The following is a 25933-nucleotide window of genomic DNA, read 5'->3' on the forward strand; positions in this document are numbered from 1 at the left end:
GTCTTTCAGAGGCGCAAATTAACCAAAAGCCTATTTAAAAGAAAATATTGAATATTAATGTTAAATTTGCGAGGAATTAAACCCTTAAATAAACATTTGAACCCAATGGAAACATCCAACAACACCTCAAAGATTGCCTTGATTGTATTGGCTGTATTAACAGCAGTATTAGGCGTCTTGTATTTTCGTTCGAACCAATTGACCAAAGAACAAGCCGTCAATATTGAAGAAAAAGCCACTGAATTAGCAAATACGCGCATGAAATTGGATTCCATTTCTACGCAATTAGATGCTAAGATTGAGGAAATTAAAGCCTTGGGTGGACAAGTAAATGATTTAGAAGCATTGAAAGTGCAATTGGAACAAGATAAAAGCTCCTTGAAAAAAGCTAATCATGCGACTATTGCTTCATATGAGGCAAAAATCAAAGAATATGATTTAGTATTGACTCAGAAAGATGCGGACATTGTTGAATTGAAAAAGCAAAATGGTATTTTGACGGAAAACAACCAAGTGTTGACTACGCAAAATCAATCCTTGAATTCGGAGAATACAGGTCTAAAAACGGAGAACAAAACCTTAGTTGACACTTTATCTGAAGTAACAGCCAAGAACAAGGAATTAGCCAGAAAGGTGAGCATTGCAGCAGCTTTGAAAGCGCAAAGTTTACGTGTTTTATCTGTTAGCAGCAAAGGAAAAGAAGCAGAGAAATCTCGTTTTAATGGCAAGAAAATTGAGAAGTTGAAAATCACATTCAACTTAGCTAGCAACCCAATTACTAAATTAGAAAACAAAACCATCTTTGTACGTATGCTAGATGCTGATGGAGCTATCGTTTCAGACGAAGCTGCAGGTTCAGGTAAGTTTACTCAAGATGGCAAAGAAATGGTGTATACGTCTAAGCAAGTGGTGACCTATTCCAACAATAACCAGGCGGTAGATGTATTTTATTCTCGTGGTGGAGTGGCTTACAAACCAGGTAAATATACCATTGAATTATATTCAGAAGGCTTCGCGATTGGAACGGGTGGATTTGAGGTAAAATAAGAAAATAGGTTTTAGTTATTAGGTATTAGTGATTAGAAGGAACTGCGAAAGTGGTTCCTTTTTTAATGTAGAATGAAAAGTGTAAAATGTAGAATGAGGGCTTATAACTTTCCATAATGCTTCTCATAAAACACCAAGATGATTCCTAAGAATGGTGCGTTTAGGACAAGTACAATACGAATCAATTTATCAATGGGGGAATAATACCTTGATTTTAACGTGATAAATATGGAGATGACTAGGGCAATCAAATAAATAACAACAAAGAAAATTAATAGTCCTTCGAAAGGTCCTAAAAAACGGGGAAAAGAAATGCTCATAAGAATAAAAAATGTATGGTCGTGGGAATTAAATTCCAACTAGCATGGATTAAAAATGTTAAAATAAAAGCCTTGTTAGCATCAAATTCCTTTTTAGTGAAATAATATACCAGAGCCAATACTAGACCTGAATCAAATACCAAAAAGGGATAATAAGGATCATTGAAATAATGAGCTGCAGCAAACAAGATGCTGGAAATACCAATGGATAATATTCCAGATATACGTTCAGAGAATGTGGAAAATATACGTTGACAAACGTTAATAATTAACCATTGAGATAGCCAGGTTTCAAAAAAAGGCGCGATTAATACACAATGCAAAAACAAAAAAGAGTCAAGTTTATACTCATCGAAAACACCAACAATTCGATGTTGTAAGGTACGTTGGACATATAATGTTATAGTTCCAGTAAATAATAGATGAGGCAGAAAATAATACTTAATGATGAACCAAAGCCTAGGCCCATACAATGGCTTACCTTGATATATTTCCACCCATTGATACAATTTATTCTTCAACATATAACCTAAATCTGGCTTAAATATTGACTATTTATTTTTAAAAAAACTTGCGAAAACTCAAGAAATTTGTGCTTGAAAAATATCACTAGTTAAAAATAATACCCCTTCCAAAGGAAGGAATATCAATTCCTAAGGCTTTTCTTTGAAGCTATTCGACATGTTCTAAAAGGCATGTCGTAATGTTGATAAAAAGAATCTTCGATTCGCTTTCATCAGAGTATATAGGATGTTCTATGTTACAATTGGTGGGATTGTAGAACCCGTTGATTTGTAGTTCGACATAGCATATGTCGAACAGCGGTTCAAAAAACGATACATCACATTTTCTACATTCTACATTGAACGGTTAATCCTAACGAAAGATTAGAACGAAGCGGCAAGGAAATTATAAATGATGAATTATAAAGTATAAATGGTAGTGGCTCATTCTACATTTTTCATTCTACATTCTAACAGTCATAAGCGAAGAGACAATCGGTTCTGAGAAGCAGAATTCGTCTTAGGATTAACCATATTTCCTCTGTTTTTTTTGTTTCTTTTTTTATGAAAAAAAAGAAATACCATATGAATTAAATCTTCGGTAAAGCTATTTTGTAGGACTCTTTCTTGTTGTTTCAAAATAACACTTCGTTTCAGAATATACTTAGGCCTTTCTTTTTTTAAAAAAAAAGAAACAAAAAAACTTCTTTTTTTGTCGTTCAGCAAAGGCGGAAAGGAAATTGTAAATGATGAATTATAAATGATAAATGGATACGGCCATTTTACATTCTCCATTCTACATTAATCTCACTTCCCAAACAGCTTATTAAAGCTTCGGTTATACAACAAACTAGCTCCCATGGTTTGGTTAATTTGGTAGGAGTTTAAAGACCCCAGAAGGGTGGTTTGAACGTTACGATTGTACGTTTTCAAACGAAGAGAACCATCTCGTTTCACAAAATATTCCAAGGCCCAGTCGCCCAGTAAGATCAAAGGACTCGTCTGATTTCGAGCATCGGTAAAGCCCCCACTACGAGTAATCCGTAAGCGGTCATTCACATTATACGAGGCCCGTAATTGTAAATTGGATAAGATATCTTGATTCAAATTTCCTCCGCCTAAATACACATCAATGTTCAAATCCTTGTTGATTTGAGAAGCCAAATTACTCAATTGATTGGAAAGCATCTCGGTAAAATTACCCACTAAACTACCCAAGGCAATTCCACTTCCACCAAAGGGAGAAACCAATTGACCAAACAATAGGACATTGGAAACTTGTCGGGTTAACTCCTGCTCATCCGTCTTAATGCGATTGGTAAAGGCCGTAACGGCTCCATTCAGGTGAACATCTTTGGGATAATCACGGATACCAATATCAAAGGAAATATTAGGTGACAACAAGCGATTTTGCAGGTTGATGGTCACGTCCACGGGATAGCGTCTTTTGAATTCTGGCAAGTTGGATTTATTGGTCGTATCCAACAAAATAGGGAACAAGGAAGCGTACTGGGTATAGATCGCTTTGATATTGACATTGGCCTCCAAAGGATCGCCTGTCCAAGAAATCTTAGAGCCTCGCTGAATGGCAAATCGCTTATTGATTAAATTTTGCAGGGTAAAAGTATAGTCCCCTTGGTCAATGGCATAGTCGCCAATCATTCTAAACTGCCCCTTTTTGTCCAAGGTCATATTGATATTTCCCGTACCATAAATCCGCATCAAATCCCCCTTCTTTTTATCGATTTGCACCTCGCCATAGGCTTCAGGAGTAAATGCCAAATCCAAGTCTAAACTGATACCACCTTCCTTTAATTTGGATGTCAATTGTTGGTTCACTGCATTGATATCCACTTGCAAGGACTTACTAAAAAACTCATAATCCTCTTCATTTTCGGTACTACTTTCACGGTCTAAAGGAATATACAATCGGGTTCCTTTTTCACTTTTCAAGTCCGCGGTAATCAGTAAATCATGCAATGCACCACGGATGGAAATTGGTCCTGAGGTATAACCTGTCCCATAATAAAAGGACGTAGGGTCACGCTGGGTATTCAATAATTTAAACCGATTTAAGTTCGCCTCAATGTTCATCTCAAAGGGACTTCCAATGGGAAAAATAAAGTTGGCATTCAACTTTGCTGTATTACCTTCTGGGTCTGAAATTTTCCAATTTCGACCAATGATTTGTCGAGATTTAAACTCGACGGTATCCGAAAAAGCCAAGCTAGTTTTCAAGTAATCAAAGAATAATTTGGCCTTTTGAAGTGCTATTTTTCCTTCGATATCTGGATCGTTTAGGGTTCCTCTTACTTTCAATTTGCCCGATGCATCTCCTGCTAATCCAGAAAATACGCCTTGGGTAAAGGGTTCCAAGATACTCAGATTGGTCTTATTTAACTCCGCTGTAATATCCAGTTTATTCCTAGTTTCAAAAGGTTTATAGGTGCCATCAACTTCTACCACAGATTCCCCCAATCGGTTTAAATGGTAGTTTAAATCCATCGTTTTTAAATCCGCATTATAGGTTCCAACTCCTTGTAAATTACCGATGTAAAACGTATTCAAATGTAGTGAATCCACCAGTAGCCATGTGTCTAAACGGGTATGCTGATACCAATCTTGAATGTTGATTTCAGCATTTAATTCCCCTTGTACTTTCAAAGAAAACAAAGGAGCTAAGGTACCTAACTGAAACTTATTGGCTCGAAGGCGTAAGGTCTCCGTGGAGTCCATGGATAAGCTCCCTTGCAGGGCTATCGACTGTTTTTGATTCGAAATCAAAAAGTGTTCCGCATGCAATTCCTTGCCTTGAATGGATATTTTATTCTCGGGATCTACCGCCCAATCTTGTCCCAAAATACGCAAATAAGTATCCTTGAAACGAAGCGACAATCCATCTTTTTCAAAGCGCCAAATCCCTCCTAAATGGGCAGAATTATCATCCCCTTGCTGCTTAAAGTCCAATTCAAAATTGATTCGATCTTGATCCCAAAGCCCATCCAATTTAAGGTTTTCAGTTGGAGTTAGAAAATTCAAATGCTGTCTTCTGGATTGAAAAACCAAGCTACTAGAAACTTCGGGACCACCTAAAAACTTAGAACTTTGGAAGGAGAAAATGGACTGATAAAATTTATAACCACCCAATACCAAGGTGTCAGGATATGACTCCAAACTCAAAGAAACGGATCTCCCTTTATTGACACTTCCAGAAAAAACGGTATTCTTTGCTAAGTCGATAGTGGGAAACCAACGCGTTAAAATGGGTTTGGCATCATGGCAAATGACGGTAAAATCGGAGACATATTTCCGACTCGTCTCATGGGTTTTGGCAGCATAGTAAGCCGCTCTTTCACTCTCGTTTTTAGTAAAATACAAGGTGTATTCCTCCCACAATTGACCTAAATCTTTTTGCAATTGCGAAGGAACAAAATCCCCCTCTGCTTCCACAGATATCAAATCAGAATTTAATCGATAGTGACGTTTGGCTCCCTTTAAATCCGAACTAAAAGTCAATAAATGTATGGGCAAATCCAACTTCTTGGGCGTTCCCAAAATGGCTTCAGAAAAGGTGGCTTTCCCCTCTAAATCGTCCAAATCATTCATGGCGATATTGACTTGAAAATCACTAACTAGCTGCATCGGTGTATCCGTAATCCGCAACCTTCCCAAATCAACATGGTCAATACGTCCTTCCAAATTATAGACAGGTTTTTCCTGCCTTAAATTAATTTCACCGGACATTTGAGCCAACAAATTACTATCCTTAACTGAAACTAATCCTTTGAATAATTGACGTTGCAAATTCCCTTTCAAACTAACTCGTCGATAAGCATAGCGTTTGATATTGATTTCTGAAACTTGTCCATCAAAATCCACTTTGGCCGAATTACTCGAAAAACCTGATCCCTTTACTTGAGCTTCCAAATCAACTGTACCCAAATACTCCTCAAGACTGAACAATTTACCCAGTTTAAATTTCTTCAATTTCAACTTCCCTTGGTACTTAGAAAAGGCCATAGAATCACTCAAATTCATCACCACATCCCCTTCCATATACCCTAAACCCGTGTTTAGTTTACCCGAAGTACTGAAGTCTTTATTGGTTCCAGAAAATTTCCCACCAAAGGAGACTGGACCTAAAATATTCATTTTTTCTACCGCTGATTTCGACAAAAAGACTTGTAAATCTTGGGGGTGAAATTGGGAATTCACCATGTCAAAATTCATCACCGTTTTATCTATTTCGGGTAAACCTTTGAAACTAAAATCACCTCGGAGTACACTTTTACTACCAAAGGCCATTTCAAAATTCTTTAGATTCAAACGCGCCACAGGCCCTTCCAAATTACCCTTCAGTTTATACAAACCTTTGTATTGATACATATCCTCCACAAACCTACCCAAGTCTTCTCCGCGTATCAGGCTATTGTCAAAATAGGCCTTCATACTGACTTTTTTATTCCAAAGCTTGAAGTCTTGGGTACTGGAATAATCAAAAACAATTTGATTTTTTATCTGGGAATCATTGAAAAACAGATTCAATTGATCGAAGCGCATCTGCTTATCAGCATACATGAATTTCGTATCCAATGCCTTAATATTCAGCCCACTGACAGGATCCAATGCTTTCAACCCAATGGTCTGTAAACCCAAGGTATCTCCTTGCACATAGAAGTCCTTGACCTTGGCATTGATGTGTGTAAAAATCAAGTGATTCAGGTCAAAATGCCGAGATGTAGCTTCGCTCTTGATTTGTTGATCATCCAACATAAAAGAGCCATCCACTACTTCCGCATCCAATATTTCAAATTTGGAGCTAGGACCAGCCACGCTAGGACCCGGATTCAGCCAATGGTCTATCCGAACGATAAACTCATCCAAATTCATTTTCCCTGATTTTTTTTCAAAAATCAAATGAACTTTCGGTTGATACAATCGGGCATAATCTAGGTGAGGATTGTTTCCTTTGAACAGTAAATCGGATAAATTAAAATTGACATCCAATCGTTCAATGTAGACCATTTCCTTTCCCCAAGGGTCTTTGACGCGTAATCCCCAAAAACTTATTTCATCAAAAAACTTCAGTTGTATAGCCCGAACGGTGAGCGGGTAGCCAATAGCTTTCTCTATTTTGGGAGCAAAATACTGCGCTAATAAGGTTTGATTGGAGGGTACTCGAAGTAATAAGACTGTGACAAAAAACAACAAAAAAATCCCCACCAAACCGTAAAGAATGGATTTAGCGAAGATTTTGGTTGCTTTAATCATATTTTCTTTTTCAGAAAAGCCAACGATTACGGCATATTTTGCCTTATTTTTGCAGAGTTTTTATCCGATATGAATCTACTGGCTATTGAATCTTCTTGTGACGAAACCTCCGCTGCTGTTATGGTAAACGGAGAACTTCGGTCGAACATTGTATCCACACAACTGATCCATACCCAATGGGGCGGAGTAGTTCCGGAATTAGCCAGCAGAGCTCATCAAAAATCCATCATACCTGTCGTTCACGAAGCACTGCAAAAAGCAAATATAAACAAAAATGAACTGAATGCCATTGCCTTTACGCGTGGCCCAGGTTTATTGGGAGCACTATTAATTGGCACCTCCTTTGCCAAGGCTTTGGCATTGAGTTTAGATATTCCGCTCATTGAGGTCAACCACATGGAAGCTCACGTTTTGGCTCACTTTATTGAAGACCCAAAACCTCGCTTTCCATTTCTTTGTTTGACGGTCAGTGGCGGACATACTCAACTCGTTTGGGTGAAGAGTCCATTGAAGATGGAGGTCATTGGAGAGACGCAAGATGATGCCGTGGGAGAGGCGTTTGATAAGACGGCCAAACTCATTGGTTTACCTTATCCGGGTGGCCCCATGATTGATAAATTAGCCAAAGAAGGTAACCCCCATCGTTTCCCTTTTCCATTAGGTGAAATGCCTGGTTTAGACTTTTCATTCTCGGGAATCAAAACGGCCATTCTTTATTTTTTACAAAAAGAGCAAAAGAATAATCCTCAATTCATCGAGGAAAATAAGGCAGACATATGTGCTTCGGTACAAAAGACCTTGATTGATATGTTGCTTCGCAAAGTAAAAAAAGCGATGAAAGAAAAGAACTGTCAACAGATTGCTATTGCTGGAGGCGTGGCCGCCAATTCTGGATTAAGAAATGGAATTCAGGAACTAGGCGCTCAACAAAACTGGGAAGTATTTATCCCCGCTTTTTCTTATTGCACAGACAATGCTGGCATGATTGCTATGGCTGGTCACTTCAAAGCAGAGGCCGGTATTTTCTGTGGTCAAGACGTGAGTCCGCTGCCGAGGATGGACATGAAATAAATTATAAATTATAGATTATAATTTATAAATGGGGTTTGTGCCAACGTCACTCAGGCATTCATACTTCACAATTTATTTCAAACGACTGTACAATCTTTCGTTTAGATTAATCTGACAACGTAGCATGTGAAATGTATAGGATAGAATGAAAAACGGATAAAACAGTCAATGACATTCAGGCATTCACAACCTATAATTTATAAATTATAAATTATAATTTATAATTTCCTTCACGCTATTCCAAAACGCCAATTTCAACGGTTTTTCGGAGTCTTTTAGGCTGGAGATATAACGAGGGAAATAATAGATGGCCTTATTCCCGATTTGGCTGATTTTGCCTTCTGGCAGTTGTACTTTCCAAGCTGGGATTTGATCTCCTAGGAATACATAGATTTGCGCTTGAGTACCTTCTACAAATTCAGTTACAGAAAAAGAATCCATAGGTTCTAAGACCTGCCAATCACTCGGCTGAAGAGAAACGGGAGCAGCCGATAATACCAGTTGTAATCGCTCTTTTTCAGTAGGATTAATTTTACCTACTACAACCAATCGACAATTGACTTGAGGTAGGATTTGTGAATTTTGAGAATTGGAAGGTGCTGTTGCCTTTAGATCTTCCACTAGGCTAGCTTGCAAACCCGGTCCTGAAGGAGTAATGGGTTTTTCTTGAACAGGTATGCTGACTTTTTCCTCAACGATAGCTGCAACTGGCTTAGAAGGTTCCACTTCTAACGTGGTTGCTGAGCTTTCTGTTGGCGTAAAAGAGGCTTCGGATGGAATGTTAGGGCGATCTGCTGGAATCCAGTAAATCTCGTCGAACTTATACAATTCTGCCAAATCCATTCGATCCGAAGCCTTCATTTTTTGTTATGCCAATGATCCTCTCAAAACACAAGCCTCACGATCTGGGCCTGTCGAAATGAAGTTGATCGGTAAGTTCAAATGCTTTTCCAAAAAGGCAATGTAATTGGTCAGCTCAGCAGGTAATTCATTAAAATCACGCATTCCTTCTAAACTGCAATGCCATCCTGCTAGACTCGCATAAATGGGTTTTACTTTAATATCCGTAATCTCAAAAGGGATATGATCTGTGACCGTACCATCTGGCATTTCGTAAGCTGTACATACCAAAATCTCTTCAAAGATATTTAACACGTCGGCCTTCATCATAATCAATTGAGTCACCCCATTGATCATCATGGCATATTTTAAAGCAGGTAAATCTATCCAACCACAACGACGAGGACGACCCGTGGTAGAACCAAATTCACGACCTTCTTGGCGCATGGCTTCTCCCACTTCATCTTCCAATTCCGTCGGGAAAGGACCCGATCCTACGCGAGTAGCATAGGCCTTAAAAATACCAAATACTTCACCAATGTTTTTAGGCGCAACACCTAAACCCGTACAAGCACCCGCTGAAATGGTATTGGATGAAGTCACAAATGGATAAGAACCAAAATCCACATCCAATAATGAACCTTGTGCGCCTTCGGCCAAAATAGTCTTACCTAAATTAATGGCATTATTCACGGAATATTCGGAATCCACTAAGGCAAATTGCTTCATGAATTCTACCGCTTCAAAAAAGGCAGCTTCAGCTTCCGTCAAATCGTATTCGTATTTGTATACATCCAAAATCGCTTTATGGCGATCGACTAATGCTTTGTATTTCTCTGGGAAATTAGGCGAAATCATATCCCCTACACGTAATCCTTGACGAGAAATTTTATCTGTATAAGTTGGTCCAATACCTTTTAGGGTTGAGCCAATTTTTTCTTTTCCTTTAGCCAGCTCGTAAGCGGCATCCAATAAACGGTGTGTTGGTAAAATAATGGACGCTTTCTTGGAGATTTCCAAGTTTTTCTTCAAATCCAAGTTAAAATGAGCCAATCCCTCAATTTCTTTCTTGAAAATGATGGGGTCTAACACCACACCATTACCAATGATATTCTGTACTTCCTGACGGAAAATACCCGATGGAATCTGATGCAATACATGCTTAAAACCATCAAATTCCAAGGTATGACCTGCATTGGGTCCTCCCTGAAATCTTGCCACAACCTGATAACGGGGGGCTAAAACGTCAACAATTTTACCTTTTCCCTCATCTCCCCACTGTAAGCCTAATAATACATCAACTGCCATAAAAACTATTGTTAAAATCTTTTATTCTTGAGACCTCGCTTGGAAATTTGCTCGGTGTTCACAATTCTTGTTGGTACACGATCCATAGAAAATCAAGGAATGGTGCATCACATTAAAATGCAACATTTCTCCCACTAAACTTTGGATGGTTTGAACGCGGGGATCACAGAATTCGGTCACTTTGTGACAATCCGTACAAATTAAATGATCATGTTGCCTACGTCCATAAGACTTCTCAAACTGCGCCTGATTACGTCCAAATTGGTGTTTTACCACCAAATCACATTCTACCAATACATCCAATGTATTGTATACGGTGGCACGGGAAACTTGGTATTTCTTGTTTTTCATGGAGATATATAACTCCTCCACATCAAAATGGTCGTCGCGCAAATAGATCTCCTCCAAGATAGCAAATCGCTCGGGTGTCTTGCGCAGACCCTTGTTTTCCAAGTAGGCTGTGAAAATTTTCTTAACCGAATCGAACTTATCTATTTCTGTGGACATTTAGCGAAAAAAACGACGTAAAATAAGCTATAAAAACTGAAAAAAGCTATTATTCTTCTCTGGCAACCTCAATTACTCCTGCGACTCGTTCTAATTCACCCACAAGGGCTACCAAGTGATCCGTATCTTGAATCATGAGAGAAATCCGACCTTCAAAAAGTCCATCTTTCACCCCAATATTCAAAGCCGTAATATTGACTTTAAGTTCATCCGAAATCACTCGCGTTACATCATTCACCAATCCTACCCGGTCAATCCCACGAATCACCAAATCTACGACAAAAGACATAGCAATTTGACTCGCCCACTGTGCTTTTATCACTCGGTCACCATGTCGAGATAATAATTCGGGAGAATTAGGGCAATTGGTTCGGTGAATTTTAATCCCTTCATTGATGGTGACAAAACCAAACACATCATCACCAGAGATGGGATTACAGCATTTTGCCAAGGTATAATCTACCTTGTCCATATCTTCTCCAATCAACAAAATATCAGCATCCTTACGGTCGTGCTGCACACGTTTCATTTCTTTGGTGAAACTCTTATTGTCGACAATGGGAACCTGAATCGCCTTTTCTGCCTGCTTCCGCTCGTGCATTTCTTTGTCGGACTTCCAATGCTTCAATTGCTCGATAGCGACATAGCCTTTTCCGAAACGATAGAAAAGGTCATTGGCATCCTTGGCATTGTAATAGGCTCGAAGCTGATTGGTAATCTCCAAAGTCAAACTCGGATACCCCAAAATCTTCAATCTATGCTCAATCATATCACGCCCTTTGATGACGTGTGATTTATTCTCTTCTTTAATAAAATCTTTAATCCGGGCCTTTGCCTTGGTGGTGGTTACGATGCGCAACCAATCTTCCGAAGGTTTTTGCTTGGAAGATGTTAATATTTCAATTTGATCGCCATTGCTCAACTTGTGCGACAAAGGCACCAATTTTCCTCCGACTTTGGCACCAATACACTTAGCTCCAACTTCAGAGTGAATTTCAAATGCAAAATCTAGAGCCGTAGAACCCACTTGTAAAACCACCAATTTCCCTTTCGGAGTAAAAACAAATACCTCCTCATGGTATAAGGAATTTTTGATATCATCCACCAATTCCACAGCCGACTGGCTCCTATCATTGGTTTCTAGGGCTTCACGAACTTGACTTAACCAAGATTCAAATGCTTGACTAGTGCGAGTATCCGTTCCTTTGTATTTAAAGTGAGCAGCCACACCTTTCTCGGCTATCTCATCCATTCTTTTGGTTCGGATCTGCACTTCCACCCAACGTCCTTCTTTATCGTTGCCATAGGGCAAACTCATCACTGTGGTATGTAGAGACTCGTAGCCATTGGATTTTGGTGTAGATACCCAGTCTTTTAATCGACTTGGGTTAGGACGATAATGGTCAGTGACAATGGAATATACTTCCCAGCAATCGGCTTTCTCTCTTTCCAAAGGCACATCAATCACTACCCTAACCGCAAATAAATCGTAAATTTTATCAAAAGGTGTATTGCTACTTTTGATCTTGTTGTAAATAGAATAAATCGACTTTGGCCTACCTTTGATGGTATAATTCAAATGTAATTCATCCAAGGATTTTTTGATAGGACGGATGAAATGATCGACAAAGCTTTCGCGGTTACGCTTATTTACGGACAATTTATTGGCGATCTCTTTGAATGCTTCTGGTTCGGTGTATTTTAAACCCAAATCTTCCAATTCCGTTTTGATGGCATTTAAACCTAAACGATGTGCCAAAGGAGCGTATAAATAAATGGTTTCGGAAGCTATTTTCAATTGCTTTTCCTTGGCCATACTAGACAGGGTTCGCATGTTGTGCAAACGGTCTGCTAGCTTAATCAAAATCACACGAATGTCATCGGATAAGGTCAAGAGCATTTTACGGAAGTTTTCCGCTTGCTGGGATGTTCCATATTCAAATGTCCCCGATATCTTAGTCAGTCCATCAATGATGGAAGCTATTTTGGGACCAAAATCTTTCTCGATATCCGCTAACGTAGTATCCGTATCCTCGACCACATCGTGCAACAAAGCCGAAATAATGGAAGTTGTTCCAAGCCCAATTTCTTCAACGCAGATCTGGGCCACTGCCAAAGGATGGTAGATATAAGGTTCCCCAGATTTTCTACGCATATCTTTATGTGCCTCCGCAGAAATCAAAAATGCTTTTTTAATTTGCTTGGCATCATCATCTTTTAGAAAGGGTTTGGCCGTACGCAGCAGCTTACGGTACCTTTTTAAAATCTCTAATCGCTCTTTTTCTAAATTGATAGGCATAGCTTACTCAGCAGTAATTAGAGCCACTGCCATGGCCGATATTCCTTCTCCTCTTCCAACAAAACCCATCCCTTCTGAGGTGGTTGCTTTCAAGGTTATTTGATCCAAATCTACCGCCATCACTTGAGCTAAATTGGCCTGCATGGCTGGAATATGAGGATTTAAATGAGGTTGATCCAAAATGATGGTCACGTCCACATTTCCTACCTCCCATCCTTTTTCTCGAATCATTTCTAATACGCGCGTCAATAAGGCAATGGAGGAAACGCCTTTCCATTGAGGATCTTTATCCGAAAAATGGAATCCGATGTTACGTAAATTAGCCGCTCCTAATAGGGCATCACAAATCACATGACAAACCAAGTCGGCATCTGAATGACCCAAAGGACCCTTCAGTGATTCTATTTCAATACCTCCCAAAATACAGGGCCTACCCTCTACCCAGCGATGCACATCATACCCTTGTCCTACGCGTATCTTCATGACTATTTCTTTTCTTTCCTATACCATAAGGTATTCGATTTCCCATCAATAAACAAGCGTTTTGCCCAAGATTGTACTTCCTCTAGGGAAACAGCTTGGATTTTTTCAGCTTCCGTATTCACCCAATTCGGATCTCCTGCATTAGCAGCCATGGCGAGGTTCATAGCTCGGTTCAAAACCTCCACTTCCATAAATACTAAACTTGCCTCTGCTTGATTTTTTACTTTCTGCAAAGCTTTTTCTACGATTCCAGATTGTACAAACTCCTGGATAAGTTCTTCCAAAGCCTGATCCGCAACCTCAATGTCCACCCCTTCACATACTTGCCCTTGAATCACCAAAATCCCTGGGTCATCGGAACCCATTTGGTGGGCATTCAAGGAATCAAAAATGCGTTTATTCTGAACTAAATGCTCATATAAATAGGAAGACTCTCCTCTACCCATCAAATCTGCGAGCATATCAATGGCATGAAAACCTGGCTGATAGCGCCCCACCATGGGATAGGCTTTATATATCCTATTGGATGGCACATTCGCCGAAATTTCCATCTTCCGGTTTTCTTGCTGGACTGCTTCTTGAACCAATTGACGAACGGGTTTCACACCTCCTAGTATGGGTCCAAACCATTTTTCAGCTAACGCTTTTACCTCGTCAAATTTCACTCGACCAGCTACAACTAACACCGCATTGGCTGGGACATAATGCTGGTAAAAGAAGGCCTTCACGTCTTCCAGAGTCGCGTCCTCAATGTGCTTAATATCCGCTCCTATTGTGGCCCATCGATAAGGATGCTGTTGATAAATCAATGGTCGAAACTTGAGCCATAAATCACCATAAGGCTGGTTTAAATAGCGTTGTTTGAATTCTTCAATCACCACTTTTCTTTGAACTTCCAGCGAATTCGGATTAAAAGCCAACTGCTTCATCCGATCAGACTCCAACCAAAAAGCTGTTTCTAGATTTTGGTAGGGCAAACTGATGTAATAATTCGTTAAATCGGGTGTGGTAAATGCATTATTTTCACCCCCTACCCGTTGCAAAGGAGTGTCGTAATTGGGAATATTTTCAGAGCCTCCAAACATCAAGTGTTCAAATAAATGAGCGAATCCTGTTCGGCTGGGGTCTTCATCTCGAGAACCAACATCGTAAATCACATCCATCACAGCTAGTGTCGTGCTGGGATCTTCATGTACGATCACACGTAAGCCATTGTCTAAGCTAAATTCTTGAAATGAAATCATTCGGAAAGTTTAATGTTAAAATAGAAACAAAAGTAAAAAATTAGGCCTAAAAACCACAGTACTTACGTATTTTTGCAATTCAATTGAGTGTTTATGCGGCGATTTTTTATGGTGCTTTTTTGTCTTTGGTCTTGGAGTATTTCAGGACAAATATTAGCGGACAATCAAGCCAAGGAATGGATTTCAAGCGGCTTGAACCACATGTATAACCATGAGTTCAAAGAGGCTACGGATGATTTCAATGCGCTAAAAACAAAGTACCCGAAGCACCCCAGTAGTTATTTATTGTTGGCCATGCAATGGGAAAAACAATACTTTCCTTTAAAAGACCATCCCAATCAAAGCAAGGCCTATTTAGCTTATTTGGAACGAAGTTTCGATTTGGCAGAAACCGCCTACGAAAAAAATGAAAATGATTTAGAAGCTGTCTTTTTTTGTATCTCTTCCACAGGATTTTTAGCGGCATTTGAAGCGGATAACCAGAACTTCATGAAGGCTGTTTCGTATACCCGCAAGTCTTATTCCTTTCTGAAGATTGCGCTTAAAAATACTGATAAACAACCCGAATTCTTATACTCCGCGGGTATTTATAATTATTACCGTATAGTGTACCCAGAACTTCATCCAGTGATAAAACCTTTGATGGTCTTTTTTGAAGATGGAAATAAACGGGCTGGATTAAATTACCTAGATCAGAGCACCCGTAAAACGATTTTTGTAAAAAATGAAAGTCGTTTTTATCTGGGATATGTCTACAATAAATACGAAGGTACGCCTGCAAAAGCCCTAGGTCTCAATCAATCCTTATTGGAGGATTTTCCGGGTAATCATCTATTTTTACTTCAAAGAGCCGAATTATTGGCATTAACTAATAATTTTGAAGAAGGGGAAATTTACCATGAGAAATTAGATAAATTAAAAATTCCTTATTATTTGGGAGCCGTATGTGTGTTTAGAGGCATGGCTGATGAATTTGGCAAAAAGAAAATGGCTCAAGCAGAGGCGCATTATTTGAAATCCTTACAATATCCTTTTGAAGAAAGGTTTACCAAAGATATCCGAGGTTTATCCTATTTAGGATTATGCCGAATTGCTTATAAGTCGGGACAAAGAGCCAAAGCAAAAAAATACTTACACCTTTCTAAGGAGTATATTGAATATAAAAATTCGCAGGATGAGTACCATCGCTTATCCAAACTATTGTAATTATGGAAAGTAGAGAAGCTGGAGTGGAACGTCTGTATCCCAAAATTTGGGGAAGGATGTCGGCCCGTTATTATTACCTCATCCAATTAAGAAAGCAATTGGAACGGGTGGTTGAACTGTTTGTTAAAAACTCTCCACATCAATTGCTAGCCGACTATGGCTGTGGTAATAAGCCTTATGAACCACTGTTTGGTCCATTTGTAGAACAATACATTGGTTTAGACTTAGCCATCAACAGCAAAGCGGATGTGGTGGTAGATCCTAAAGGCATCATCGACATGCCCGATGAAAGCGTAGGCTTTGTCTTATCTACGCAGGTATTGGAGCATGTGGAAGATCCAACCTCCTATTTAAAGGAGGCTTGTCGGATTTTACAAAAAGATGGCAAATTGATTCTTTCTACTCATGGCTATTGGATGTTTCATCCTGACCCGACCGACTTCTGGCGATGGACTTCTACGGGTTTGCAAAAGATTGTGAAAGAAGCTGGCTTTGAAATAGTCTATTTTGAAGGAATTCTTGCTCGCTCTTCCATGGGACTCCAATTATTTCAAGATGGTCTTTTATTCAAATTCCCAAAAGTCCTTCGTCCTCTTTGGTCCATGCTCTTACAACCTTTCATCATCTTCTTCGATAAAATCGCTGGTAATAAATCCAGAAGAGAGGATGCTTGTACGTTTATTTTAGTTGCGAAGAAATTGTAATTTCATTTTCAATGTTGAATGAAGAATGTAGAAATAAAGTGATTAGGGTTTAGTTATTAGGGATTAGGGGGAAATTTAGATTGTAGAATTCTACATCCATTTATAATTCAAAATTCATCATTTGCAATTTCTTGCCTACCGCTTCGCTCAAGCTTCGTTCCAATCTTTCAATGTAGAATGGAAAATGGAGAATGGAGAATTTTGCATATTTAATCCCGTCGTTCTGCTAGCGAAAGGGAATGAACGAAGCGGTAGACGAGATTTTGACCTTGCGCACAAGCGATGCGCGTTGGCGTCAAAAGTATAGGCGATAGCGGAGTGAATCCCGGTTCTGCGAAGCAGAATTCGCCTTGGCGGAACGACAAAAAACAAGTTTTTTTTTGTTTCTTTTTTTTTCAAAAAAAGAAAACCCTAGATAATCTATGCTTAATCAAGTTAATCTTCTACAGTTTTAATCACTCGCTACTTTAAGGTCATTATATGTGTATTTCTTTTTTTAGAAAAAAAGAAACAAAAAAACAGGAAGGTTTTCGGTTAATCCAATACGAATTCCGCTTTCGCGGAACCGACGTTCACTTCGCATACGGCTTTAATCTTTGACGCTTAGCTTTAGCCAACGCACTGGGTCAAATATCCGCCTACCGCTTCGCTCATGCTACGTTCCCATCTTTCGTGGGATTAACCGTAAATTGTAGAATGGAAAATGAAAAAATAAAGTGATTAGGGTTTAGTGGGATTTAGAATTAAAAATGTAGAATCCCAAAAGAGATAAAACGGTCAACGTCATTCATGCATTCTGTCCCGTCGTTCTGCTAGCGAAAGGGAATGAACGAAGCGGTAGACGAGATTTTGACCTTGCGCACAAGCGATGCGCGTCGGCGTCAAAAATATAGGCGATAGCGGAGTGAATCCCGGTTCTGCGAAGCAGAATTCGCCTTGGCGGAACGACAAAAAACAAGTTTTTTTTTGTTTCTTTTTTTTTCAAAAAAAAGAAAACCCTAGATAATCTATGCTTAATCAAGTTAATCTTCTACAGTTTTAATCACTCGCTACTTTAAGGTCATTACATGTGTATTTCTTTTTTTAGAAAAAAAGAAAATCCATGTGAATTAATGAAACGAAAAGTATTTTAAGCTCTTTGAATTCATCACCTTTTCTGGAGCTTTACTTTCTTTGGCATTTCTTTTTTTTCATAAAAAAAGAAACAAAAAAAACAGAAGAAATACGGTTAATCCAATACGAATTCCGCTGCGCGGAACCGATTGTCACTCTGCATACGGCTTTAATCTTTGACGCTTAGCTTTAGCCTACGCACAAGGTCAAAGATGCGCCTGCCGCTTCGCTCATGCTACGTTCCAATCTTTCGTTGGGATTAACCGTTCAATGTAGAATTCAAAAATTGATAAAACGGTCAACGTCATTCAGGCATTCACAAATTATAATTTATAAACTATAACTTATAATTATAAATTTCCTTCTTCCCACTTCCACGTTCTCTCCAAGGCTTCATCAAATGGCGTTTTTTCAAATGGAATGAGTGATTCTAATTTAGAAATATCCAAGCAAACGTGCGGAACGTCAGTAGGTTTCGCTTCTTTGTACACTACCTGAAAACTAGGAATTAGGCCTTTGATCTTTTCTAAAATGGTCGACAATGAGATGGCTGAACCGTATCCAATATTGATGGTATCGTTTTTATGGCCCGACTGCCACAGTTGAAATATGGCCTTAGCAATATCTTCGGCAAAAATATAATCTTTGGTTTGGCTGCCATCTCCCCAGACAGTAAAAGTCTCTCCACGCAATGCCTTTCGCAAAGCAATGTTGATCACACCTTGTTGATCTGAATGATGGAAATACCCAAAAGGATTCGACAAGCGCAAAATCAAATAATCAATCTGATGGATGTTAGAATACAACTGAATATAATGTTCCACGGCCAACTTGATGATGCCATAGGATGAAATGGGCTTACAAGCCTGATTTTCATGGAGAGCCTCAAATCCAGCATGTCCATACACGGCACCACCCGAAGAAAAATATACTAAGAAGCGACAATCATGTTGCTTCATTACTTCCAACAATTGAATGGTAGGAGTTAAATTAGCTTCCAGATCTTCAGAAACATTTTGGGTAGAAGTGGCAGGAACAATGGTACTCGCAAAGTGAAAAACTTGAGTAAAATGCTCTTCCAGAAATAAACGATTCAATACATCAAGATCCCCGTAATCTCCTTGGACAAATTTCACCTGAGGAAATAGAGCTAAGTCGGCATGATGATGCCGCGATAAGACGGTCAATGCTACTTCTCGGCTAGCCACTTGATTTTCTAGAAATTGAATCCAATTCAATCCTAAAAAGCCTGCTCCACCAATGAGTAATATTTTTTCCATACCTGTAAATGCCTTGCAAAAATAGAGCTAAGATTTGATTAACCTAGTCGGGAAGGCTTTAAAATAATTTCGTATTTTCGTTAATTCATTCACCTCGAACCCCATTCGATGAAGCTACTCATTGCTCGATCCAATTACTTTTCTTATTCTGAAACTTTCATTGATGAGCAAATCAAACAGCTTCAACCGCATGCTGTACTGTATGAAGGATGGCAGCCGAGTCGATTGTACGACGGTGGTTCCATTTACCCCTTCCCATTGAATCAACTGCTTGTTCGAGGTAGCCTTCGTCGGCTTTTCCCTGATTTATACCAAAAGATTTACACGTATTTCTTAAGAAAATACCTTCAAAAAAATCAAATAGATGCCTTTTTAGCCAATTATGGCCCACTAGGAACGCATATTTCAGAGGCATGCTCGGCCGAAAACATCCCCTTTGGAATCGTTTTTTTAGGTTTTGATGCCAATGAAATCAAAACTTTGGAAGATTATGGCGCAAAATATGCCCAAGTCTTGCCCAAAGCTAAGGCCATTATTGTGGTAGCCTCCGCCATGAAACCGACCTTGGAAAAGATCTGCGGACCTTTGCCCAATCTACATGTCATTCCCTGTGGTGTGGATCTGAATCAGTTTTATCCGTTTAAACAAAAGCAAAAATCGACCACCTTTCAGCTTATTTCAGTTGCTCGTTTTGCTGCCAAAAAAGGATCTATATTAAGCATCAAATCCTTTGAAATCCTGTTGAAACAATTTCCAGACGCTCAATTCAATATGGTTGGCGATGGTCCATTATGGCAAGAGGCCAAAGACTATGTCGCATCCCAGCATTTAGAAAAAAACATCCATTTTTTAGGAGCTAAGTCGCCCGCGGAATATTTGCCGTTATTACAAGCAGCAGACGCCTTTATCCAACATTCCATAGTTACTCCATCAGGAGATTCTGAGGGCACACCCGTTGCAATTTTAGAAGCATCTGCCACAGGTTTGGCCATTGTATCTACTCGTCATGCTGGAATACCCGAGGCCGTGATAGAAGAAGTTACGGGTATTTTAGTGGATGAGCATGATGTAGAAGCCATGGGAAATGCCTTGATACGCTTGGCTTCGGATGCTGAATTATGTCAACAAATGGGAATAGCTGCAAGAAAGCATATGCAAGAACATTATGAGGTGGGAAAATTGAGTCAAAGCATTAAACAGTTATTGTCCTAAAAATTGAATTCGTTCAATGAAGGCAATTGTGTAAATTTGTTGATTATTCTAAAAAATTCGCATGGGGATCGTCATCCGACAAAGTTTAAAAGGCTCAATAGTTACCTATTTAGGTACGGCCATCGGGACGTTCAATGTCATTTTTCTTTACAATAAATTTCTTAGCCAAGCCGAGGTTGGTTTGATAGCCGGTGCTTTAGTCAGCATTCCCTTGATTTTTTCCTCTTTTACCCATTTTGGTATACCTCATATTGCCGTTCGCTTTTTCCCACATTTCGATAATCCGGAAAATCAGCATGGTGGTTTTTTTACTTTTTTGCTGCTTTCTCCTTTGGTAGGATTGGGCTTTTTTAGTTTGGGCTATATAGCACTTAGGGGACTTTTCAATCAATTTTATGCTGAGAACTCTCCTTTACTCCCGACTTATTTTTATTACATCATCCCCCTAACGGCCAGTTTTCTATACATGAGTGTGTTGGAATCTTACGCCAGAGTACATTTACGCATCGTGGTTCCTGCGATCATTCGGGAGCTTTATTTACGAATTGCCAATGCCTTATTAATTGTAGCCTATGGATGGGGTTATTTGAATTTTCATCAATTGGTTCAAGGAATCACGGTATCGTATATCCTAGCCGTTGTGGCGCTTTTACTTTACATTAAACAGTTAAAACGCTTTTACACCAAAATGGATTTCTCCTTTTTGAGAAAGCCTATTTTCAAAGAAATGATGGGCTATGGGGCTTGGGTGATATTAGCAGGAGCCAGTTTCACGCTGATTCAACATGTTGAAAAAATTATGTTACCCGCTTATGCAGGAGGTTTAGGGACAACAGCCATTTTTGATATTAACTCCCGTATGGCTTTAATGATTGCCATACCCAGAAACGTGATTGCGGCAATTTCTACACCCCTATTGGCCCAAGCTTGGAAGAGAAATGATACCAGCCAAATAGAAGAGATTTACAAGAAATCGTCTTTAAACTTACTCTTGGTGGGCTGCTTTTTGTTTCTTTTGGTCTGGGTAAATCTGGATCAAATTTACCAAATCATCCCTAGGAGTGAAGTCTATGAAACTGGCCGCTGGGTAGTCTTGATGGTGGGCATCAGTAAAATCATTGATATGGGCACAGGTTTAAATTCGGAAATTTTGATTAACTCAAAATTTTACCGCTACGACCTACTTTTTTATATTGTATTGGCCAGTATAGTAGTAGTGGGAAACCTCATATTTATTCCGCTTTACTCATTTAATGGTGCAGCATTTGCTAGCCTTTTGGCATTATTCATTTATAATGCCATCAAATTCGTGTTCATTTGGATCAAAATGGGCTTACAACCCTTTGAAATACGAAGCTTAGGTATTTTAGTGGTGAGTGGCATTATTTACTTATTAGTCAATCAAATACCTGAAATTGAGGGAGAAAAATGGATTAGCTGGTTTTTAAATCTTAGTGTAAAGACCATAAGCGTCAGCACCTTATTTTTATTGGCCGCCTGGAAATTTAATTTATCTCCAGACATGAACCAATTGATTAAAAATTATTTGAAAAAATGAAATTAATGTCACTGGCCGGCGGCCTTCCTCATTATTACAATTTGGTGCTGAATAAATTACAGCATGAATTTGGTGTGGAGGTAGTAGTCGTAGTACCATCAGGCAATGGAGCAACGTTGGGGGCTGGCGTTTTTGAGAGCAAAAGCGGCATTGAGTTCAAAGTAATCTATGCCGAAGAGTACACAAGCTACTATGGTAAAAAGTTTTTTAAGGGTTTAAAAGATTTAATACTTCAAGAAAAACCAGATGTTTTGATGGTCAATTGGCCCTACCAATTGGCTTATGTTTTTTATCCCTCATGGTATCGCTTTTTGCGCCAACAAAACGTAGCGCTGATTTCAAAAGAGATTCCATTTCAAGTACCAAGTTACCCTGATGCCCTTGATTACTATTTACGAGGAGGAGGAATTACGGAAAATAACCAACAACATCAGAAAAGCACATCGCTACTTGCCTACCTGAAATATTGGATGGTCAGGGAAAGTAGGAAACGTTTTGTTAACCTAGTGGATGCACATATCAACTATTTAGATGAAGCCAAACAAATCCACGCTAGCTATGGGGCATCTGAGGAAAAAGTCTTTGTAACGGCTAACTCCCCGGATACCGATTTCATCGCTCAGCAATATGCCGCAATAGAAAAAGAAGGATTACCCGAAACGCACCCTTATCGATTGCTGCATGTGGGAAGATTGGTCAAATGGAAACAGGTCGACTTACTCATTCAAGCAACGGTACAGCTTAAAGCTCAATTTCCACAAACAGAATTACACATAGTCGGCGATGGCCCAGAAATGGCTGCGCTCAAACAAGAAGCTGAAAGCCTGGGGGCAAATGAGTACATTCATTTTTGGGGCGGAATCTACGACATGCAAGAGTTAGGAAAAATCACCTTAGCATCAGGCATTTATGTATTGGCAGGCATGGGAGGTTTATCCATCAATGAAGCCATGTGTTTTGGTAAGCCCGTGGTTTGTTCGGTGGCTGATGGCACAGAAAAAAGATTGGTCAAGGAAGGCATCAATGGTCGATATTTTGAATCCGGTTCATTGAAAAGCCTAGTGGAAGTGATCGCTGACTTATTTCAAAATCCCCAAAAAATCACCGCCATGGGTTTAGCTTCCAAAAAGATTATTGAACAAGAAATCAATATCCATACGGTTTTAACTAATTATATGGAGGCCTTTAAATTTGCCATTAATCATCAAAAAAAGCGGTAGGGGATTCAATATTCAATTGTACTAATTTGAATTTTTGCTGTTTTGATTCCACTGGGATTCAAAATAAATTAACCTAATTCTAGCATATTAGATCGATGCTCGTTTTATTCACTAAAATTCATTTAAAATGCCCAAATGAAATACGTGACATACGTGACTTTGCAATTAACGCAATAATTTTTCATTGACAGTTATAAACTTTAAAACTTTGAGATGGTCTAATATCAAAGTTTATGAAAAATCTTTCCAAGCTCTATCTTCCATTAATTTATTTATTGGTTTTATCAAATTGTAAATCAGAGGAGCCTCAAACTCCACCCGTAGTATTAACTTTACCAGCAAGCGAAATCTCATTATCAAAAGCTAAAATCAATGGCGAAGTTACTAATGAAGGATTTTCTGCGGCTTCTGAAAGGGGATTTGTTATGAGTGAAACAAATCCTAAACCATCGGTTAGTGATACCAAACTTTCAGTGGGATATGGTAAAGGTACATTTGCAAAAGAATTAGATAATCTAAAAGTAAATACTAAATACTATTTTGCTGCATTTGCCACTAATACAAAAGGTACATCCTATGGAGAAATTTTAAATTTCACTACAGCAGATTATTTGCTTGCCACATTAACCATGGAGGAACCTAAAAATATAACCTACACTACAGTTCAATTAACTGGCACTGTGACAGATGAAGGGGGAACAGAAGTTACAGAAAGAGGTTTTTGTCTCAATAACGCACCAAATCCAACTACGACAAATATTAAAATTGTTAATGGTAAAGGTTCAGGAGCTTTCTCAACTGTTGTAACGCAATTAAAAGAAGACTCCACTTATTACGCAAGATCCTATGCTATTAATGGTAAAGGAACATCATACGGAAAAGAATATACGTTCAAGACCTTGACATTAAAAAAACCGAATATAGTAACAACAAATGCGACCAATATAGGAGCATTAACTGCTACTTTAAATGGAAATATTACGGACAACGGAGGCTCAGAAATAAAAGAAAAAGGATTTTTAATTGGAACAGACCAAAATCCAATAGGTAAAATTGAGGTTTCAACAAATGACTCAGTAAAGTACAATCATGATTTAAAAGATTTGAAATTTAATACCAAATACTATTTTAAAGCTTATGCGACAAATAAAGTGGGAACATCCTATGGTGAAACATTAAGCTTTACAACAGCAGATTACTTACTGGCTACATTAACCTCTGATGAGCCTAAAAACATCAACTATACTTCAGTTCAATTGACTAGTACTGTTACTGATGATGGTGGAGATGAAGTTTCGGAAAGAGGGTTTTGTCTAAATACATCTCCTAATCCTACGATATCAAATATAAAAATCCCTAATGGGAAAGGTAAAGGAGCTTATTCTACAGTAGTTACTCAGTTAAAAGACGAAACTACCTACTTTTTTAGAGCCTACGCTATTAATTCAAAGGGGGTTTCTTACGGAAAGGAATACACATTTAAAACACTAGAATATAAAAAGCCAACAGTTGAAACGGGTATTCCATTGAATATTGGGACTAGATCAGTTACATTAAGTGGCAAAATGGTAGACAATGGGGGCACAGATATAACTGAAAAAGGATTTTTATTCGGGACAAATCCAAATCCGTCAGACAAACTATTGGTTTCAAATAAGGAACCAGATTTGTATACAGTTGATTTGAAAGATTTAAAATCAAGTACAAAATATTACTTTAAGGCTTTTTCAACTAATAGTAAAGGGACTTCAATTGGACTCGAGAATTCATTTGTTACTTTGACTCCATCCTTTGCAAAAGTAGGAACTAACGATTTTGCAGAAATAACTGATAACACGGTAAGAGCTGGCCTTGAAATTGATAATGACGGCGGTAGTCCAATTACAGAATACGGTATTTGCTACTCCTCTACTAACTCAAATCCAACTATTTACGATACTAAAGTTTTGTTTGGAAATACGGTAAATCCACCCTTTGGAGAAATGCGTAAAATATCTGGACTAATTAGCTCTACTACTTATTACGTAAAAGGTTATGCCATAAATGAAAGAGGAGTGTCTTATGGCCCTGTAAAAACATTCTCTACATTAATTGATTTATCAAGTAGCGTTAAAAATAGTATAGTTGCTTATTATCCTTTTAATGGTAATTCTTTAGACAAAAGTGGAAATAATTTGCACTTGACAGAAACAAATATCACTTATACATTTGACAGGTATGGTAATAATAATCAAAGTGCATGCCAATTTAATGGTAGTACAAGTTATTTAATTGGCCCAAGTTTACCCTTAATAACTAGAGAATTAAGTATTGTAATTTGGGTAAAAAACACTAGAACTTCTTCTGGAACTTGGGGATGTTTAATCACTACACAAAATTCTACCAAACAAGGTTTTTTACTTCAGGATAATGAAAATCTTAGATATGATTTCTCTTTTGCTAATTTAAATGGAATTGGATATACGGATATTTGGACTAACTCTATCCTAAAAGCAAATTTTTGGGAAGTCATCATCTGTACGTATGATGGCAACAAAGTAAGTATTTATAAAAATGGACAATTAGAAACAGAAATGACCATTGGATCAAAAGCTGTAAGTTCAACGGCAAATTTGATGATTGGGTCTAGGTATTTTAATGAATTTTTCAAAGGCAATTTAGATGATATTGGAATTTGGAATAGAGTATTAAAACCGGAAGAAATAAATTATCTTTCAACCAATAGTATAAAATTTTAATCTTGAATT

18 protein-coding genes are annotated in these 25933 nt (G+C 38.5%); 8 read left to right on the forward strand and 10 right to left on the reverse strand.

Annotated features, from left to right (window positions below):
* Window positions 1-105 precede the first annotated feature (105 nt).
* On the forward strand, window positions 106-1047 hold the full coding sequence (locus U0R11_RS00510) for a hypothetical protein (protein ID WP_406749304.1): 942 nt from the start codon (window positions 106-108) through the stop codon (window positions 1045-1047).
* Between the two features lie 101 nt (window positions 1048-1148).
* On the opposite strand, the gene U0R11_RS00515 is transcribed toward U0R11_RS00510, so the two are convergent.
* From U0R11_RS00515 to U0R11_RS00525, 3 genes are all read right to left on the reverse strand, one after another.
* The gene (locus tag U0R11_RS00515; protein ID WP_406749305.1) at window positions 1149-1367 is read right to left on the reverse strand and encodes a hypothetical protein; all 219 of its coding nucleotides are present in this window, start codon (window positions 1365-1367) and stop codon (window positions 1149-1151) included.
* Window positions 1364-1891, reverse strand: a complete 528-nt coding sequence (locus tag U0R11_RS00520; RefSeq protein ID WP_406749306.1) for a CPBP family intramembrane glutamic endopeptidase — start codon at window positions 1889-1891, stop codon at window positions 1364-1366. Before U0R11_RS00520 ends, U0R11_RS00515 begins: the two co-directional genes overlap by 4 nt.
* 786 nt (window positions 1892-2677) lie before the next feature.
* Window positions 2678-7141, reverse strand: a complete 4464-nt coding sequence (locus U0R11_RS00525; RefSeq protein ID WP_406749307.1) for a translocation/assembly module TamB domain-containing protein — start codon at window positions 7139-7141, stop codon at window positions 2678-2680.
* Window positions 7142-7210: 69 nt separating this feature from the next.
* Between U0R11_RS00525 and tsaD the strand changes: the two genes are divergently transcribed.
* Entirely contained in the window at window positions 7211-8212 is a 1002-nt protein-coding gene (gene tsaD / locus U0R11_RS00530; protein WP_406749308.1) for a tRNA (adenosine(37)-N6)-threonylcarbamoyltransferase complex transferase subunit TsaD, read from the forward strand.
* Between the two features lie 204 nt (window positions 8213-8416).
* Here the strand turns inward: tsaD and U0R11_RS00535 are convergent, their stop codons facing one another.
* The 6 genes from U0R11_RS00535 to U0R11_RS00560 are packed head-to-tail and all read right to left on the reverse strand — an operon-like array spanning window position 8417 to window position 14893.
* Entirely contained in the window at window positions 8417-9073 is a 657-nt protein-coding gene (locus U0R11_RS00535; protein ID WP_406749309.1) for a hypothetical protein, read from the reverse strand.
* Between the two features lie 6 nt (window positions 9074-9079).
* The gene (locus U0R11_RS00540; protein ID WP_406749310.1) at window positions 9080-10360 is read right to left on the reverse strand and encodes an adenylosuccinate synthase; all 1281 of its coding nucleotides are present in this window, start codon (window positions 10358-10360) and stop codon (window positions 9080-9082) included.
* Window positions 10361-10381: 21 nt separating this feature from the next.
* Window positions 10382-10867 carry a Fur family transcriptional regulator gene (locus tag U0R11_RS00545; RefSeq protein ID WP_109322291.1) on the reverse strand — a complete coding sequence of 162 codons (486 nt, stop codon included), beginning with the start codon at window positions 10865-10867 and terminating at the stop codon, window positions 10382-10384.
* Between the two features lie 49 nt (window positions 10868-10916).
* A complete protein-coding gene (locus U0R11_RS00550; protein ID WP_406749311.1) occupies window positions 10917-13166 on the reverse strand; it encodes a RelA/SpoT family protein in 2250 nt (749 codons plus the stop codon).
* Between the two features lie 3 nt (window positions 13167-13169).
* Window positions 13170-13649 (reverse strand): 2-C-methyl-D-erythritol 2,4-cyclodiphosphate synthase, encoded by a 480-nt coding sequence (gene ispF, locus U0R11_RS00555; protein WP_406749312.1) that lies wholly within the window; start codon window positions 13647-13649, stop codon window positions 13170-13172.
* Between the two features lie 2 nt (window positions 13650-13651).
* The gene (locus U0R11_RS00560; protein WP_406749313.1) at window positions 13652-14893 is read right to left on the reverse strand and encodes a M16 family metallopeptidase; all 1242 of its coding nucleotides are present in this window, start codon (window positions 14891-14893) and stop codon (window positions 13652-13654) included.
* A 93-nt stretch (window positions 14894-14986) separates the two neighbouring features.
* Here U0R11_RS00560 and U0R11_RS00565 point away from each other — a divergent pair, with 93 nt between their 5' ends.
* Window positions 14987-16099 (forward strand): hypothetical protein, encoded by a 1113-nt coding sequence (locus U0R11_RS00565; RefSeq protein ID WP_406749314.1) that lies wholly within the window; start codon window positions 14987-14989, stop codon window positions 16097-16099.
* Between the two features lie 2 nt (window positions 16100-16101).
* Window positions 16102-16803, forward strand: coding sequence for a class I SAM-dependent methyltransferase (locus U0R11_RS00570; RefSeq protein WP_406749315.1), 702 nt, complete (start codon window positions 16102-16104; stop codon window positions 16801-16803).
* 1463 nt (window positions 16804-18266) lie between these two features.
* Here U0R11_RS00570 and U0R11_RS00575 read toward each other — a convergent pair.
* Complete coding sequence (locus tag U0R11_RS00575; RefSeq protein ID WP_406749316.1) at window positions 18267-19196, reverse strand: NAD-dependent epimerase/dehydratase family protein; 930 nt, start codon at window positions 19194-19196, stop codon at window positions 18267-18269.
* A gap of 108 nt (window positions 19197-19304) precedes the next feature.
* Here U0R11_RS00575 and U0R11_RS00580 point away from each other — a divergent pair, with 108 nt between their 5' ends.
* The 4 genes from U0R11_RS00580 (at window position 19305) to U0R11_RS00595 (ending at window position 25924) form a co-directional block, all read left to right on the forward strand.
* Window positions 19305-20408 (forward strand): glycosyltransferase, encoded by a 1104-nt coding sequence (locus U0R11_RS00580; protein WP_406749317.1) that lies wholly within the window; start codon window positions 19305-19307, stop codon window positions 20406-20408.
* Between the two features lie 61 nt (window positions 20409-20469).
* Window positions 20470-21966 (forward strand): polysaccharide biosynthesis C-terminal domain-containing protein, encoded by a 1497-nt coding sequence (locus tag U0R11_RS00585; RefSeq protein ID WP_406749318.1) that lies wholly within the window; start codon window positions 20470-20472, stop codon window positions 21964-21966.
* Window positions 21963-23186 carry a glycosyltransferase family 4 protein gene (locus U0R11_RS00590; protein ID WP_406749319.1) on the forward strand — a complete coding sequence of 408 codons (1224 nt, stop codon included), beginning with the start codon at window positions 21963-21965 and terminating at the stop codon, window positions 23184-23186. Before U0R11_RS00585 ends, U0R11_RS00590 begins: the two co-directional genes overlap by 4 nt.
* Window positions 23187-23419: 233 nt before the next feature.
* Entirely contained in the window at window positions 23420-25924 is a 2505-nt protein-coding gene (locus U0R11_RS00595; protein ID WP_406749320.1) for a LamG domain-containing protein, read from the forward strand.
* Window positions 25925-25933 lie beyond the last annotated feature (9 nt).

The organism is Aquirufa salirivi (assembly GCF_045310485.1).
GTDB classification, from domain to species: domain Bacteria; phylum Bacteroidota; class Bacteroidia; order Cytophagales; family Spirosomataceae; genus Aquirufa; species Aquirufa salirivi.